Below are 16,659 nucleotides of genomic sequence, written 5' to 3'. Positions count from 1 at the left end.
TTTGGTGCCTATATACTTAGTTGAGCCACTGCACTTCTTGCAGAATAGCTGTACGTTAGGAGTATCGGTTACCGGCCGATGCTCCCTTTTTATACTATGTTCTTTATAGCTATATTATAAACCTTTCCTTACCATTTTACAATGAAACGCCCTCATTAAACTTACATACAGCATCTTTTTTCATAACTTATCCAACAGCCATGGAGTGTAGAATCTCTAGACCCAGCAAAACATGTTATACTTTTGATGTTTCTGTAAAAGTATAAAGGAAAACGAAACCATGTTTTCGAATAATAGTACATAAATATAACTCCAAACAACAGGAGATGGTCTCCTTGAACAAAAAGATAGAAGAACGAATTGTAACCTGTTTAAGAGAAAAGATAGATCCTTATCTCATGGTTTTATTTGGCTCGGCTGCGAAGGGAACAGACCGATCAGACAGTGATATCGATATCGCTTTTTTGAGTGATCGTGATTTGGATGACTATGATCGTTTCATGCTGAGCCAGGACCTGGCTTCACTCATCCATAAAGAAGTTGATCTTATAGATCTAAACAAAGCTTCAACCGTGTTCGCTGTACAGGTCATAGGAAGTGGGAGAGTTCTTTTTAGCAAGGATGAGAAAAAAAGGATGGAATTTGAGATGAAGACACTAAAAATGTATGCCAAGCTCAACGAAGAGCGTGATATCGTATTAAAAAAGGTAGGGGAGAGTGGGTCGATCTATGAAAAATGATGTGATCTTAAACAAAATCAGTATCATTGAAAGGTGTTTGAAACGCATCAAGGAAGAATACGCGGATGACCCCAAAAACCTAGATAACTTTACGAAACAGGATTCGATCATCTTAAACATCCAACGGGCATGTGAAGCAGCGATCGACCTTGGTATGCACGTGGTGGCTGAGAAAAAACTAGGTATACCCCAGACGAGCCGGGAGACGTTCGATCTGTTAGAGAAGAACAACATCATAACAGTAGAACTTGCTAAGGGTTTAAAAGCAATGGTTGGTTTCCGCAACATTGCTGTACATGATTACCAAGAAGTAAACCTTGTCATCGTGCAAAAAATCATCGAAAAGCATCTTTCAGACTTCCTTACCTTTACAAATCAAATCTTATCTAGTGACTAACATAAAATACTTTATAATCACCTTATTTAAAGGGTGATTTTTTTTTATTTCTAACAGGAGCTTTTTCACATTTGAGTTGTATTAAACAAATGTGCGAACAACTTATCGTTAGTGAGAATTATAAGAAGCCAGGTTACCCTGACTTCTATCGACAAAAGAAGGAAGACACACAGACTCGGAAAATGTGTGTCTTAGGTTGTGTGCCTCAATGTTGGAGTTGAAATGAAGAGGCAACTATATTATTAACCATATTCAGGAAAATATGTATAGCAAAAAATAAGGGGAACACTTCATTTCTAAAGGTACTTATAGTAGAAAATAACTGAAGAATGTCCTTATAAACCAATCGATATGTTATAAATCACTATTAAATAGCTGTTACGGATTCAATCCTCTTTGAGTAGTTCTAAAATTTCACTTTGAAAAAGTAGCCGAATATGTACCTTAGACTTAGCTACCCTGACAGGTGGCTTTTGTTATTGAAGGAGAGTTTAGAAGATTCAATATATAGAGTTTTTGTAAGGGGTTAGTTCGACTCATATTAAATCGACATTATCTTGATGAAAGTATGAAGCGAGGAATTATTTTTCTCAAATAAAAAGAATATAGTCTCATAAATTAATTCGAAAATAGGAAATTCGCGATAATTAAATAAAATTATTCAGAATATTGATAATATTTCACCGATAGTATATAATGCTTTTAAGCGCTTTCATTCTTAAAATAAGGGAACGATGTCCTGAAATATAAAACTATATTTGTTGCCTTAACTCATATTCGATAAAAAAACTTTTATTTATAAAGGAGGATAAAATGAAAGTAATAGATTTATCTTTAACAATAGCAGAGGATATACTTTATGCAGGATTTCCAAGGAGTCTGGTCTATGGGAAACCAGAATCTAGTACAAAGATATGGGAAGTGGCTTCTTTAAAGGAAAACAAAGTTCAATCTCACAATTTCACCATGTGTACCCAGCATTTCACACACTATGACGCACCTGCTCATTTTTTAGAAGATGGATTGAAGAATGACGAAGTGCCTATCGACTCCTTTATAGGTGAAGCGGTTATGTTTGACATGATGCATAAAGAGCCCGGTTCTTATATAACAGCAAGCGACCTTAAAAATGCAGGGATTGAAGTGCAGGAAGGAGATATAGCAGTTATTCGAACTGGGTGGACAGACAAGGCGTTCGGAACCTTACGTTTTTGGCAGGAAATGATCGGTTTATCCACTTGCGCTGCAGAATGGCTCATCTCGAAAAAGATAAAGTCAGTGGCAGGAGATTTTATGCTATGTGATTCCCCTCTCAATCCACCAGAAGGGCGTAATTGGGGAAGTGACAATTGGAGTCCGAATCACTTTACTTTTCTGACAAGGAACGTTGTTATGCTTGAATGGCTTACAAATTTAGAGGCAATCACAGAAAAGCGTTTTTTGTTCGGCTGTGTCCCGATTAAATTGAAGGGAACTGATGGTGCCCCTTGTCGAGCATTTGCAGTGGAAGGATTATTGAAGGGAAAACTAGAAACAAAAACGAGTTGACGGTTAGAGAGGAGAACTGGAGAGATGGCATCAGATTCAAATCGTACATTAGAAAAAGGGCTTGACATGTTATTTGAATTTACAGAACAAACACCGGTATTGTCGGTGAAGGATATGGTTGCTGAATTGGATTTGCCCCGAAGTACGGCTTACCGTCTATTGGAGACGTTGAAAAATAAAAAATTAATCCAAGAGAGTGGTCCTGGACGTTATCGTCTCGGACTAAGTATCCTTCAGTTAGCAAAAGTAGCTACTGTAGGTATGGAGTTAGTCAACCTCGCGCTTTCAACGATGGAGGAACTCTCTCAAGAAACAGATGAAACGGTTATATTGACTGGTCTCATAGATGATCGTGCGATCTGCATAGACCGAATAGAAAGCACTCAACCTATCAAGTTAACGTTTGAACGTGGAAGGGTACAGCCGCTTCATGTTGGAGCTTCTGCAAAAATCCTATTGGCTTATTTGGATGAGGAGAAACAACGGGACATCATAGATAAGCTATGGAGAAATGGAATGATTGTCGACAGGAATGAGTATAAACAAAAACTGTCAACCATCAAAGAGAATGGATATGCCATAAGTAATGAAGAGATCGATTTAGGTGCTTGGGCTGCTGCTGCTCCCTTATTTGGGGTCTCGGGTAATATCTTGGCTGGAATTACGGTTGCTGGACCAAAATTCCGGATCGATGATAAAAAAGAGACGAAAATTATCGAAAAATTAATTTCATTTACAGAAGAACTAAACGAAAAAATAAAGTTGATGGAGATTGATACTATTTAACAGAAGAAATTCAGTAATTTCAGGAGGAACCACTAATGTCCCAAAAGAAGCAGGATATGAGATCAGCGCTGGATATATTGGATGGGGTAAACAGAATTACAAGAGTACAGGGTGAGGTTGACCCAAAATTTGAACTACCTGCCGTATTGGCACAAAGTCCAAACAGATCTGCAGTGATCTTTGAAAAAGTGAAAGGTTACTCTGTTCCTGTGGTAGGAAATTTGGTCGATCGTGAGAATTTTGCCCTTACTTGCGGAATTGAATCGAGTATAGAAGCATCACTTCAATATATTGATCGTGGAATAACAAATCCGATCGAACCCGTAATGATAAACAATGCTCCTTGCAGGGAAATCGTGATCACAGAGGATATCGATGTGATGAAAACGATTCCTGTTACGACTTTTTTTGAAAAGGAAGCAGGACCTTATATCATGTCCGCTATTGTCGTTGCAAAAGACCCTGAAACCAGCAAACGTAACGTATCTATGAATCGATTATTAGTCTTGGGTCCTGATCGATTGATGATCGGGATGTCGCCGAGTCATCATCTATATCGTCTATTGGAAAAGGCTATGCAGTTAGGGAAGACATTAGAGGTATCAATCGCCATAGGTAATCATCCTGCTGTTTTGGTTGCAGCCAATGCGTATGTTGATCTGGGGTTTGATGAGTTTGAAATTGCAGGGGGTATGTTTGGAGAGCCGCTAGAATTGTCTCCTGGAATAGCGGTGGATGTTGAAGTTCCTGCGGGAGCTGAGTTTGTGATTGAAGCCGAGTTCATACCAGGTGAGTTGCATGAAGAAGGGTTAGTATCAGAGTTTCACGGGATGTATGTAGACTATGGGAAAAGTCCTATTCTTCAAGTGAAGGGAATTACCCATCGTAAAGATCCTATTTTCCAAATCATTTTACCTGGAAGGTTCCATGAACATTTCATTATTGGAGCGATGGCAATCGAAACAACTGCATTGCGCCATATCAGGACAGCTGTTCCAAGGGTAAAAGCCGCCTATATAACTGAAGGTGGTATGGGCAGGAGCCATTTGGTTACTTCCATATCCGATCCTCGACCGGGTGAAGGGCAAAAAGCGATCTTTGCTGCATTTGCCCATTGTAACCTGATTAAACATATCACGGTGGTTGATGATGATATCAAAGTGGATGATCCTATTGATGTGGAATGGGCTATTGGAACAAGAATGCGAGCCGAACGAGATATAATGATTATACCTGGGGTTAGAACGGACCGTGCTGATCCTTTGGTGAAGGAAGGAACAGTATCGAAAGTAGGAATAATTGCATTACGTGAACCTACTGCCCTACCAAAAGCCGAGATACCAAAAGAAATAATAGAAAAAGTGAAAAGTGAGTGGAAACACTATCAGGTACAAGTGGGAGATAAATATGTTGATAGAAGCTTTTCCTATATTAAATAATTATTTCTTATTTACCAACCATTGACGGTGGTACGTCCAACACTGAATTTTGATATTCAACCCTAACATTTTTCTAGATGAAACATTGAGATAGAGAACTATAGTTGAATTAGGCTGGGTATTAACGGACAGGTTAGCGGATGGTAGCATCTAAAGCTTTATATATAGATGACTAACTACCTGTACATTGTTTTCAAATGTAGTACCAAAACTTAGTTCACATCTAGAAGAAATTTTTTTTGATATATATCGAGACAATATTCCCATTATACGAGAATTAATATAAAACGTAGAGGAAGGTGGTAAAGGATATGAGGCTGAAAGATAAAGTTGCAATCATTACAGGGGGTACAAAGGGGATTGGTAAAGCTACAGTAGAGCTACTCATTCAAGAAGGGGCACACGTAGTAATCGGGGATATGGATGATAACGGTATTGAATTGGCAAAAGCATTATCAAAACCTGAAACAAATTGTACTTTTATTCGAACAGATGTGACTAATGAAGAGGATATAAAGCACTTGGTCAATGAAACCGTTAAACAATACGGAAAACTAGATATTTTGTTCGCAAATGCAGGTATCGGTGAAGCTACGATGATTGAAGAAATGAGCTATCAGGATTGGCAAAGAGTAATCAATGTGAACATGAACTCCGTTTTCTTAAGCAATAAATATGCGATAGAAACGATGCTTAGTTCAGGAGGTGGAGCAATCATTAACAACGGGTCAGTCTTAAGTTTTGTCGGTCAGGCTTCTGTAATGGCTAATGCGGCCGCAAAAGGAGGTGTCGCCAATTTAACGAGGACTTTAGGTGTGAACTATGCTTCAAAAGGCATTCGAATCAATTCTGTATGCCCAGGTTATACCTTAACTCCTATCATTACTTCTAAACCTCAGGATTTCATTGATGGACTTATCAAAAACCACCCCATTGGAAGATTAGCAGAACCGATGGAAATCGCAAAGGCTGTATTGTTCTTAGCTAGTGATGATGCTTCTTTTGTAGTGGGATCTAATCTAATCGTGGATGGTGGCTATACCGCTCAATAAAGGTTTAATTATAAAAACATATAAACGGAGGGCATTTATTATGAGAGTTATCGACCTAACATTAACGATCGATCCGGAAACTAAATATCCTGGTTTTCCTAGAAGCAAAGTTTACGGAAAACCTGAATCAGTCAACAAGATCACGAAAGTGGCTTCTGTTGAGGAAAATAAAGTATCTTCACACGACGTGTTGTTGTCTACCCAACATTTTACGCATTATGATGCACCTTCACATTATATCATCGGTGGTTTAAATAACGATGAAGTGCCCCTTGACTGGTTAGTTGGAGAAGCCGTCGTCTTTGATATGATGCACAAAAAGGCGGGGGAATGTGTAACCGCGGCAGACCTCGAAGCAACGGGGGTAGAGATGAAGAAGGGTGATATCGTGATCATCCGAACTGGGTGGACCGATAAGATGTTCGGCACGTTCGAATTTTGGGACCAAATGATTTATTTATCGACAGATGCTGCGGAATGGCTTATGGAAAGGGGGGTCAAGTCGTTGGTGCAGGATTTTATGACCTGCGATTCTCCACTCCATCCACCTGCTGGACGTGAGTGGGGAAAACCGAATTGGAGCCCTAACCATCTAACTTTTTTAGGGAATAATGTTTGTTTAATTGAATGGTGCACCAATTTAGCTGAAATTAAAGAAGAGCGTGTATTTTTAGCATGTGCACCAATCAAACTCAAAGGAACGGAAGGCGCACCCTGCCGCGTATTTGCAGTTGAAGGTTTGATAAATAACAATAAATAAGCTTATAGCGAATCACAGAAGAGAATTACTGAGGTTCGCAAACTCTCTTTAAAAAATCACGGATCATATACCGAGGGGGATATTCATGAAAATAGTAGTCGGCATATCAGGTGCAAGCGGTGCGATTTACGGAATCAGAACATTAGAGGTACTGAATCGGTTAGGGATAGAAAGTCACGTTGTCATCAGTAATGCAGCGATTCAAACCATTGAACATGAAACCCCTTATAAGTTGAAAGATATTCTTGATTTGGTTTCCTATTCCTATGATCAAAGAGACATAGGAGCTGCCATTTCAAGCGGTTCTTTTAAAGTAGATGGGATGATCGTAGCCCCATGTTCCATAAAAACATTATCTTCAATCGCCAACAGTTATAATGACGAATTAATCACCAGAGCAGCAGATGTTCAGTTGAAGGAAAGAAGAAAGTTAGTTCTTTTAGTCAGGGAAACGCCGTTTAATCTTAGTCATTTAAATCATATGACATTAATCACCCAAATGGGCGGTGTGATCCTTCCCCCAGTGCCTTCTTTCTATCACTTACCTAAAACAGTTGATGATATTGTTAACCAAACCGTTGGAAAAGTACTTGATCAATTTGGAATCGATGCTCACCTTTTTGATAGGTGGAAGGGAATGGAGCTGTCGGGTACCCAACTTTAGGAAAGAAGCACGCTTATTTTCACCGAGGAAGGACTATTTAACATGGGTTTAGCAAAAAGAAAAATCGAATCTTCTAAACTATTTGCTTCTCAATCCCTGCAGCTTGAGCCGCAATACCCCAAAATAAGGGGGTATCTACAAGGAATCTGTTTAACTGCTGTTCTAGCGTTTGTAGCTAGAGGCTTGGCGACGCTACCCTATATTTCTATCATGGGTGCTATGGTTATCTCTATCCTTTTGGGAATGACTTGGAGGGGACTGATGGGGGTAACCAAGGAGTCAAATGTTGGAATCTCATTTTCCAGTAAAGTATTACTACGTATTGGAATTGTCTTAATTGGTTTACGGTTGAATCTCTCAGATATAGCAGCAGTCGGTTGGAAAGTACTACTTATTAATGCCTTTCTAATTACAGTTACATTGATTGTTATTACCCAATTGGGAAAATGGTTCAAAGTCGATCCCCATTTATCAGTATTGACCGCAGTCGGTACCGCGGTTTGTGGGGCGGCTGCAATCGTAGCAGTTGCCCCATTAATCCGTTCCAAGAAGGAGCATACGGCAATCGCAGTAGCCACAATCGCGATAATGGGGACAATCGGTACGATTATCTATACCATGCTGTATCCAATTCTTTCTATGGATTCTTATTTTTACGGTCTATGGTCTGGCTCAACTTTACACGAATTAGCACATGTAATTGCAGCTTCACAGGTTGGCGGCGTAAAGAGCAGTGAAATTGGAATTATCGTAAAACTCGGAAGAGTAGCTATGCTTATACCTATAGCCCTTATTCTTGGATACCTATATAGGAAAGAGGATAAAAAAGAAAATGACATTGGTGGGTCTGGAAGATTGCCATTTCCCTGGTTTATAGTGGGCTTTTTGGCGATGAGCGTGATTAATACGTTGGACTTGGTTTCTGAAGAAATGATTCAATTAACAATATTAATCAGTGCATTCTTGCTGTCTATGGCCATGGCTGGTTTAGGACTAAGCGTTGATATCAAGTCTATGAAAAAATTTGGAGGAAAGACATTGCTTATTTGTTTGATAGGTTCAGTGGCTTTATCTTTATTAGGACCATTGTTATTAAAGTTATCTGAATAATCAAACTAATTAAAGGAGGCTGCAAATGGGTAACGATCAAAACAATTATGATGTAGTGATTAAAGGTAATATCGTATTACCTAATGACGTTCTTTATAATGCCAGCGTAGCAATAAAAAACGGCAAGATCGATGGTGTATTTAAGGACAATATCGCGGTGAGAGGGAAAGAAACTATAAATGCCCACGGACACTATGTGCTTCCAGGTGCGATCGATGCACATGTCCATTGTTATAGTTCTTTAGATGAGGGGTTTACAACAGCGAGTCGATCCGCTGCCGCAGGTGGAGTAACGACAATTATTGAGATGCCTTATGATGCAACAGGAATGGTGTGTACTGAAGAGTTGTTTTTAGAAAAAATGGAGCGGCTAAATAAAGAAACCGTAGTAGATATGGCATTGCTGGCTACCATCTATAAGAAAAACGGGCTAAATCAGATCCCTCTAATGGCTAAAGCGGGTGCGTGCGGTTTTAAAGTTTCCATGTTCAACACCGACTCATACCGCTTTCCACGGATTGATGATGGAGAATTATACGAAGCTTTTACTAAAATTACTGAGACAGGCTGTCCAGTCGGTGTACATGCTGAAACGAATGAAATTGTTCACAAGTTTATTCAAAAATATCAGGATGAAGGCGAAGATCCAAGGTCCCATTGCTGGAGCAGACCTAAAATTAGCGAATCGACAGCTGCGTTGAAGGTGATGGAAATGGCCTATTGGTCAGGAGTAAAACTACACCTATACCATTGCACCTTCCCTCGCATCTTTGAATTGGTAGATTATTATCGTTCCAAAGGAACACAAGTAACTGCTGAAACCTGCACCCATTATCTGGCATTTGAAGAGAACGATATGCTATCACTTAAAGCGAAAGGAAAGATAAATCCACCTCTGCGTTCTCGAAAGGATATGGAACAGTTGTGGAGTCAAATGTCGAGAGGAATGATCGATATCGTTACATCAGACCATGCACCTTGGTTAATTGAAAGAAAAAGCCATAAAAACATATTCGATAATGCTTCTGGCACCCCTGGTGTAGAGACGTTATTACCCATAATGTACAGCGAAGGAGTGGCTAAAGGCAGAATTACCATCCTTCAGCTAGCTAAGATGTTAAGCGAAAAACCAGCTTCTATATTTGGTCTAGACTACTGTAAGGGAAGCATCGAGGAAGGGAAAGATGCCGACTTGGTCATTATAGATCCTATGGCCAAATGGGTCCTGGATGAAAAAGACTTGCATTCAAGTGCAGGGTGGAGCCCTTATCATGGAATGGAAATGCAGGGGCGATTAACACATACACTGGTTCGCGGAAAGATTGTTTATAACGGACGGGTTGTCGGTGAACAGGGAGATGGGAAATTTATTCCGGCTAAACATGGACATGGGGTCCTTGTTTCAAAAAACGAAAATGCATTGGTCTAGAATCAAACATTAGAGAGGAGTTCATGTGATGAACACGTTTGCCTTGGCACCTAACGTTAAACGAATTCAGTCAGATATTGAGAAACTGGCAACATTAACCGATCCGGAAAAACCAGGGTGGACCAGAAGGCCTTTTACCCCTTGGTACTATCAAGGGAGAGAATGGTTGGAAAATCAAATGCTGGCCATCGGAATGGAAGTGAATATCGACGCAGCATCTAACCTAATTGGGAGAATTCCAGGATCCAATCCCCAACTTCCTCCGATTTTAATTGGTTCTCATACGGATACTGTAACCGGAGGAGGTAGATTCGACGGAATTATAGGAGTAATTGGTGGATTAGAGATTGCTAGAATGCTAAAAGAAACGGGGACAATCTTACAACATCCGCTTGAAATCATTGATTTTACGGCAGAAGAGCCAAGTGAATTTGGAATTTCAACAATCGGTAGTCGGGGCATGGTAGATAATTTATCCCAAGAGATGCTCCAAAGGAGAGATCCTTCAGGATTAGTATTAAGAGAAGGGATACGGGATGCAGGTGGCTATCCTGAAGAAATCAGTAACCTTCCAAGAAAGTCGGGGGATGTCGCCCTTTACTTGGAGATGCACATAGAGCAAGGGCCAGTTTTAGAACAGTACAATTATAAGTTGGGTGTAGTAACGGGGATCGTTGGAATTCATCGTTACCGTGTTATCGTTGAGGGAAAGCCCAACCATGCTGGCACAACTCCTATGGATATGAGATTTGATGCAATGACTGGATCATCTCAGATCATATTAGAACTGGAGACATTGTGCCAGAAGGAATATATGGAACCAGTTGTTGGAACGGTAGGGAAGTTAAATGTTGAACCGAATGCATCCAATGTCATTCCTGGTAAAGTTATTTTTGATTTGGAAGTACGTTCCTTAGATACTGGTAATCTTGAACAGATCATCAATGACTTAAAAGAGAAGTCTATTAATATTGCAGAATACAGGGGATTAACAGTTAATTTTGACTGCCTGTCCAAATCTGAACCTATCCTTGTACCCCCTTATATCCTGAGTGTTCTAGAAGTAGCTTGTAAGGAAACTGCCCCTACCCTGCTTATTCCAAGTGGAGCTGGGCACGACGCGAATCAATTAGCTAAAATTTCACCTGTTGGAATGATTTTTGTTCCAAGCAAGGATGGAAGGAGCCACTGTCCAGAGGAATGGACTTCTTATGAAGATGTTGCTCTAGGGGTTGAAGCAATGGCAAGGGCTCTCTTAGCCTTTGATCAATTAAATGAAATAAAATAAAACTTTTTTATTAAAACGGTTAGCAGGAATAGCAGTATTGGTTTAACAATCCTGATGATATAGGGAGGATATAACTGTGAAAAGCATTATGGAACCATCTTCTTCTACTATGCAAAAAGAGGTAGTAATCCATACAAGTTGGAGCCGGTATCAATGGTTTATCGTAACCTCACTTTTTTTGGCAATGGTAATAGCCTATTTGGACAGAATCAATTTCTCTATCGTTATGCCAGTTTTGATAAAAGAGTATAATATAAGCCCAGCAACTGGCGGGATACTTCTCTCAATGTTTAATTGGTCATTGGCCTTCTTCTATCTTTTTGCAGGACCTCTTATCGATCGATACCATGCAAGCAGAATGTTACCATTGGGTGTGGGTATATGGTCGTTAGCAACCGTGTTTACAGGTATTACTACAAGTATTCCTTTTTTAGGAGCAATGCGTGCATTGTTGGGAACAGGAGAATCAACGCTAGTTCCATCAGCAGCAAAAATAGTTTCTGAAGTATTCAAAAAAGAAGACCGTGGAAAAGTAGTTGGTATTTATTTCTCGGGAACAAAGGTAGGAGTTACGTTAGGGGCTCCGTTGGCAGCAACGATTATGGTTGCATACGGCTGGCAATGGGTCTTTTATATTACAGGTGCTATTAGTTTACTATGGCTAGTAATCTGGCTTCCTTTTTATCGTAGAAACAAAGAAGTTATTCCCGCGGAAGTCAATGAAGAAAATGAAAAACAAGGCTCAATTAGTTGGTTTTCTTTACTAAAAAATCGTTCAGTATGGGCCTTGATCTTAGGACAGGCTGGATATCTTTATGTTTACTTTGTTTTCATCACTTGGGTGCCTAGTTATCTAGTTCTTGAACTGAAGATGGGTTTTTTGAAAACAGGTTTCCTTTCCATGGTTCCTTTTCTACTGGCGGTTATTGCAGGAATTTCTTCTGGTTGGGCAGCGGATTGGTGGATTAAGTCTGGAGGTCATTTATCCTTAGTACGAAAAACTTTTATAGGCTGCGGTTTTATACTCTCAACCATTTTTATTATCATCTCGGCATATGCACCAACGGCTAATCTTACAGTCTTGTTTCTTATCTTATCGATGGGTTCACTTGGTATAGCCTCGCCGAATATCAATTCGCTCCCAATGGATATTGCCTCACGGCGTGTTGTTTCATCCGTTTCAGCCCTTCAGAATTTTGGTGGGAATATCGGCGGGGCATTTGCTCCTGCTCTCACTGGCATCCTCTATTCTTGGACTGGCAGTTTCCAATCATCTCTAATTTTAACAGGGGTGATTGCAATAGTGTTAGGTTTCGGAGCTCATATTTTCTTAATTGGTAAGATTGATAAAAGTGTTGGTATCGGATAAAACGTATATTATTCGTAATATGTTCCGCACACAAGTCCATCCATAAAATATTTAAAAAGAGCAACCGATTAAATGGGTGCTCTTTTTTGTATCCATAAACATTAATTTATAGCCGCTGATTTGATAAGGAGCAAACACGATTTTAAACAAGCGTTTAATGTATATAGATTTATGGACTGTTTTAATCGTTAATGTAATGTGACTCGGGCTGTAATAATAACTAAATACTATAAATTAAAAGGATTTTTCATGTTACCAAACAGAGGAATAGGCTTAGGTAATAAATTCATGTCTAACAAAAAAGCACTCGAATAGAGGAGTGCTTTTATAATAGAGAATTTTAATTAAATCAGTTTTGTTTGCTAACAAAATCTAAACTTACTGTGACTTCTTATTATATATGACGGTTACAGGGGCGGACTCATCGGTACTTCCCCGATCAGTAGTAACTATTGCTGTTAACTTATTAGTACCTTGCTTTAGCTCCACATTTACAAAAAAGTTACCACTTTGGTCAGAAGTTGTTGTACCTGCAAGCTTGCCATCCCTTAATACCGTCACTTTCATATTTGGAGTAGTCTCACCTTCGATTTTAGCCGTGTCTTGATTGGTTATAAAGCCATCTGTTGGAGATGTTATTACAGGAGAAGGCAGTTCATAATCAAGAAGGGCGCGTATCATATAGTTACCTTCTTCAACATCTGCAAGTCTCCAAGAACCATCGAAAAACTCCCAGCTTCGTTCTGCATTTGTTCCATTAGCATCATATCCAAGGCCAGGGGCATGTGGGTAGTTGACAGATTGGATATATACCAAATAGAAATCCCCATAAACTTGAATGCCATACTTCGATAAGTCGATCTTTGTCCATTCCCCGTTTCGAAGAGCAGTCGCGTCAATCGGTCCAGCCAGTTTCTTGCCTGGTAATCCATCTGGACCGCTCGCATCATAAACAGCTACTTGAATTTCCGTACCGCCCGGATAAGGCCAGTCGTTACCAAAAAATTTATACAGTCCACCAGTAACTAAAGCTTGTTTTTTCCCTTGTGGCAGGGACATTTTAACACCCAACGCATTTCCTGCTGTTTCAAAAGCACGTGCACTCTCCATTGTGCCATCGTCATAACCAATTTCCTCACCAGGCATTGTAATAAATGGTTTTAGAGAAAAATCTTTATTAGCTATTTTACTGCCGGTTACACTCACTTCTATTTCTTGGCTTACGTATCCTGATGCCATGACTTTTAAAGTATACGTCCCTTCAAAAGCTGTAAGCTGATAACGGCCTCTATTATCAGTTTGTACCGGTTGAACAACGGCGTCTTCCATTAAAAGCAATGTAGCATTTGCGATGGGACCCCCTGTGCGTTTATCAATAACCTTACCAGTGATAGTACCTTTAGGAAGTGCTTCGAGCACAAAGTTTTCCACAATCTCCCCATTCGGAACTTTCACACTCTTTTGGGCGGGACGATATCCATAGGCTTCTGCTACTAAAGTATAATCTCCAACTGAATGTGTCAGAGAGTAAGTTCCATTTTGAAGACTTGTTTTTACTGAACGTCCTGTCTCTAAAACACTAATCTCTGCAGGAAGGGGCAGTCCGACAGGAGCAGATTGATTTATATTCTTGGAATCAAAATGGTTGATTGACTGAATCCTGTGAGGATTGACGGGTTTCTCTTCAGGATTATTCGGTTTGTTGCTTTTGCCTGTATCAATTAGCATGTCCGTGATGTTAGTTCCATTTGAAGAAGCCGACAATTTCACATCATCCAAATACCAGCCTGGCTTTTGCTGATATTGATCTGATATAAAGTTAAACATAATATAGATGCGCTTGTTGGCATAGGTCGACAGGTCAACCTGTGCATCAAGCCAGCCATTGCTTTGGTCTGTAAAACGAGCTTTTTCCTCCCAATTGTGCTGATCGGTAGAAACGAATACTTGGGCATAATCATTATCAAAAGAGTATCCGATGTCGTACCAATGCTTAAATTGAAGGAAGGCAGTACCAGCTCCAAGATCGATAGCTGGCATCATTAATGACATATTTGCACTATTATCGTAATTTCCCTCTAGGTTGGTGGCATATACCTTTTCACCTGATGCCGCATGGCCTGGACCTGAAATAGGTTGTCCCCATTCCCATGTACTTAAAGTACCCCATGACTTCCAGCCATTGGGCTGGGATTCAAAATCAGTAGAATATCCTATGGTGACCCCGGGAATAACGTTGATATTATACGTGTCAGTAATAACTTCATTCTGTCCGTAATCAATAATTCTCCAACGATATGAAACAGAAGGGATACCAATCACGTTTCCTGGAAGTACAGCCGAGTATGTACCATCGACATAATTTCCACTTGTGCGTTGGGCTTCAACCGATACCGGTTTACCATCTTTATCTTGGTATTCAAGAAAAACAGATTGGATGCTGATATTATCCTTAGTTGTAATTGACAATGGGGTATCCATATCTGCATACGTTTCTTTAGGCGATTCATGTGTATATGTTGGGATCTCGTTGTCTATTCCTTGTTTTAAAATGGTCCCCTTGATTGTTCCGAGACCAATTGTAATGGAAGACACAGCGTCATACGCGTTTATAAGACCATATCCATACCCATTATTTGGACTTTCTAGGAATCTACTGTCAGTAAGAGGTATGGCTGATTTTTTTAAAATTTCATCGATTTCTTCAACTGTTAAATTTGCATTTACTTGACGAAGCATGGAGACCACTGCTGCAACATGTGGAGTGGCCATAGATGTACCGTTCCAACCCCCTTCATACCCACCTCCAGGGACTGAAGAGCGAACGTTCACACCGGGGGCTGTAATTTCCGGCTTTAGAATCCCGCCATATGGAGAAGGACCAACTAATGAAAAATAGGCGAGCTTGTCATCGGAATCTGTGGCACCTACTGCAAAGGATTCAGGATAGTTTGCAGGATTTGCGATTGTTCCAGGAGCTTGGTCAAGTCCATTTCCAGCAGCAAATGCGGGGAAGATGTCTGCCGCTCGCCAGTTTTGAACCATTTCACGGTACCAGTCATCTAGTCCTGGACCACCGCCCCAAGAATTATTGACAACATCGGGTGCTTTTTCAGGGTGCGGATTGCCATTAGCATCGGTGGGTGCAAGGATCCATTCGCCTGCTGACAGTAGATTGGTATCTGTTCCACCTTCGTTAGTGAAGGCTTTGACCGCCATCCATTTGGCACCTGGAGCTACTCCGATCCGGTTGGACCCATCAGGTTCAGATCCTACCATTGTTCCCATCGTATGGGTTCCATGAGCCAAATCATCATAAGGTGCAGTTTCCCCAGCTGTTGCATCAAACCAATTGTATTCATGACTGACTGAGCCAGTAGATCCATCGTAGCCGCGATATTTTGTTTTTAACGCAGGGTGGTCCCACTGCACTCCAGTATCAATGTTTGCTATCACTGTTCCTGTTCCATCAATGCCCATCTCCCATACTTGAGGAGCATGAACACTTTCAAGGTTCCATTCTATGTTGTTATCTGTCATCTCTTTTATTGCTTTAGTAGGTTCTTTAGATGGGATCGCCTTTTCTATAACGGGGTGTAGCTGTCGTATCTCGTTTGGTAGGACTTTTTCTACCTCAGGAAAGGAAGCCACCTTTTCCATCACTTCTTTTGTGGCTGTTACAGACATACCATTTACAATATAATAGGATCTAATATCTTTTGCATGACCTAACTTTTTCTGTTCGTCTAAGTATTGTTTAAGATTGGTTTGCGTTTCAATTGCTTTCGCACGAAGTGAGGAGACTACTGCTGATCGTTTATTAAGTTTTGTTTTGTAGGAACTAAGCTTCTGTTTTTTTGCCTTTACATCAGCCTCTTTTGCAGCCTCTAGAGTATTTGCCTGCTCCTTTAATTTGATCAGAAATGTCACTTGCTCCTTATTTTTGTATTGTTCCTTTAGTTTGCTGCTGATCTTAACGATGTCGATATGGTGTTTTTTTATCATAGGGTGGGGGCTCTGAGTTTTTGCGGTTACTCCGTTCGGAAGAAGCAAAGGAATCAACAGGCACAAGCACAT

13 protein-coding genes are annotated in these 16,659 nt (G+C 40.2%); 12 read left to right on the top strand and 1 reads right to left on the bottom strand.

The window, feature by feature from the left end:
- The first annotated feature begins 335 nt into the window (after window positions 1-335).
- From mntA to IEV52_RS19905, 12 genes are all read left to right on the top strand, one after another.
- Window positions 336-740 (top strand): type VII toxin-antitoxin system MntA family adenylyltransferase antitoxin, encoded by a 405-nt coding sequence (gene mntA / locus IEV52_RS19960; protein ID WP_188404342.1) that lies wholly within the window; start codon window positions 336-338, stop codon window positions 738-740.
- Window positions 730-1,137: a type VII toxin-antitoxin system HepT family RNase toxin gene (gene hepT, locus IEV52_RS19955; RefSeq protein ID WP_188404341.1), complete on the top strand. Its 408-nt coding sequence runs from the start codon at window positions 730-732 to the stop codon at window positions 1,135-1,137. The genes mntA and hepT overlap by 11 nt, the downstream gene beginning before the upstream one ends.
- Window positions 1,138-1,950: 813 nt before the next feature.
- The gene (locus tag IEV52_RS19950) at window positions 1,951-2,685 is read left to right on the top strand and encodes a cyclase family protein (protein WP_188404340.1); all 735 of its coding nucleotides are present in this window, start codon (window positions 1,951-1,953) and stop codon (window positions 2,683-2,685) included.
- 24 nt (window positions 2,686-2,709) lie between these two features.
- Window positions 2,710-3,471: an IclR family transcriptional regulator gene (locus tag IEV52_RS19945; RefSeq protein WP_188404339.1), complete on the top strand. Its 762-nt coding sequence runs from the start codon at window positions 2,710-2,712 to the stop codon at window positions 3,469-3,471.
- 35 nt (window positions 3,472-3,506) lie between these two features.
- Window positions 3,507-4,910, top strand: coding sequence for a UbiD family decarboxylase (locus IEV52_RS19940; RefSeq protein ID WP_188404338.1), 1,404 nt, complete (start codon window positions 3,507-3,509; stop codon window positions 4,908-4,910).
- Window positions 4,911-5,221: 311 nt separating this feature from the next.
- Window positions 5,222-5,962 (top strand): SDR family NAD(P)-dependent oxidoreductase, encoded by a 741-nt coding sequence (locus IEV52_RS19935; RefSeq protein WP_188404337.1) that lies wholly within the window; start codon window positions 5,222-5,224, stop codon window positions 5,960-5,962.
- Between the two features lie 40 nt (window positions 5,963-6,002).
- On the top strand, window positions 6,003-6,722 hold the full coding sequence (locus IEV52_RS19930) for a cyclase family protein (protein WP_188404336.1): 720 nt from the start codon (window positions 6,003-6,005) through the stop codon (window positions 6,720-6,722).
- A gap of 85 nt (window positions 6,723-6,807) precedes the next feature.
- On the top strand, window positions 6,808-7,386 hold the full coding sequence (locus IEV52_RS19925) for a UbiX family flavin prenyltransferase (RefSeq protein WP_188404335.1): 579 nt from the start codon (window positions 6,808-6,810) through the stop codon (window positions 7,384-7,386).
- Between the two features lie 42 nt (window positions 7,387-7,428).
- Complete coding sequence (locus IEV52_RS19920; protein WP_188404334.1) at window positions 7,429-8,496, top strand: YeiH family protein; 1,068 nt, start codon at window positions 7,429-7,431, stop codon at window positions 8,494-8,496.
- A 25-nt stretch (window positions 8,497-8,521) separates the two neighbouring features.
- Entirely contained in the window at window positions 8,522-9,925 is a 1,404-nt protein-coding gene (locus tag IEV52_RS19915) for a dihydroorotase (RefSeq protein WP_188404333.1), read from the top strand.
- Between the two features lie 28 nt (window positions 9,926-9,953).
- On the top strand, window positions 9,954-11,213 hold the full coding sequence (locus tag IEV52_RS19910) for an N-carbamyl-l-glutamate amidohydrolase ErtE (RefSeq protein WP_188404332.1): 1,260 nt from the start codon (window positions 9,954-9,956) through the stop codon (window positions 11,211-11,213).
- Window positions 11,214-11,289: 76 nt separating this feature from the next.
- Window positions 11,290-12,582 carry an MFS transporter gene (locus IEV52_RS19905; RefSeq protein WP_188404331.1) on the top strand — a complete coding sequence of 431 codons (1,293 nt, stop codon included), beginning with the start codon at window positions 11,290-11,292 and terminating at the stop codon, window positions 12,580-12,582.
- 378 nt (window positions 12,583-12,960) lie between these two features.
- Here the strand turns inward: IEV52_RS19905 and IEV52_RS19900 are convergent, their stop codons facing one another.
- Entirely contained in the window at window positions 12,961-16,587 is a 3,627-nt protein-coding gene (locus tag IEV52_RS19900; protein ID WP_188404330.1) for a S8 family peptidase, read from the bottom strand.
- Window positions 16,588-16,659: the final 72 nt, after the last annotated feature.

It is taken from the genome of Fictibacillus barbaricus, assembly GCF_014635025.1.
Classification (GTDB): Bacteria; Bacillota; Bacilli; order Bacillales; family Fictibacillaceae; genus Fictibacillus; species Fictibacillus barbaricus.
This window is presented reverse-complemented; position numbering and strand designations above follow the sequence as displayed.

What these genes read in the sequence shown, in the direction of transcription:
- IEV52_RS19930 (WP_188404336.1), top strand. Translation starts at nt 6,003, where the DNA reads ATGAGAGTTATCGACCTAACATTAACGATCGATCCGGAAACTAAATAT.
- IEV52_RS19935 (WP_188404337.1), top strand. Translation starts at nt 5,222, where the DNA reads ATGAGGCTGAAAGATAAAGTTGCAATCATTACAGGGGGTACAAAGGGG.
- IEV52_RS19950 (WP_188404340.1), top strand. Translation starts at nt 1,951, where the DNA reads ATGAAAGTAATAGATTTATCTTTAACAATAGCAGAGGATATACTTTAT.
- hepT (WP_188404341.1), top strand. Translation starts at nt 730, where the DNA reads ATGAAAAATGATGTGATCTTAAACAAAATCAGTATCATTGAAAGGTGT.
- IEV52_RS19910 (WP_188404332.1), top strand. Translation starts at nt 9,954, where the DNA reads ATGAACACGTTTGCCTTGGCACCTAACGTTAAACGAATTCAGTCAGAT.
- IEV52_RS19900 (WP_188404330.1), bottom strand. Translation starts at nt 16,587, where the DNA reads ATGATAAAAAAACACCATATCGACATCGTTAAGATCAGCAGCAAACTA.
- IEV52_RS19920 (WP_188404334.1), top strand. Translation starts at nt 7,429, where the DNA reads ATGGGTTTAGCAAAAAGAAAAATCGAATCTTCTAAACTATTTGCTTCT.
- IEV52_RS19945 (WP_188404339.1), top strand. Translation starts at nt 2,710, where the DNA reads ATGGCATCAGATTCAAATCGTACATTAGAAAAAGGGCTTGACATGTTA.
- IEV52_RS19915 (WP_188404333.1), top strand. Translation starts at nt 8,522, where the DNA reads ATGGGTAACGATCAAAACAATTATGATGTAGTGATTAAAGGTAATATC.
- IEV52_RS19940 (WP_188404338.1), top strand. Translation starts at nt 3,507, where the DNA reads ATGTCCCAAAAGAAGCAGGATATGAGATCAGCGCTGGATATATTGGAT.
- IEV52_RS19925 (WP_188404335.1), top strand. Translation starts at nt 6,808, where the DNA reads ATGAAAATAGTAGTCGGCATATCAGGTGCAAGCGGTGCGATTTACGGA.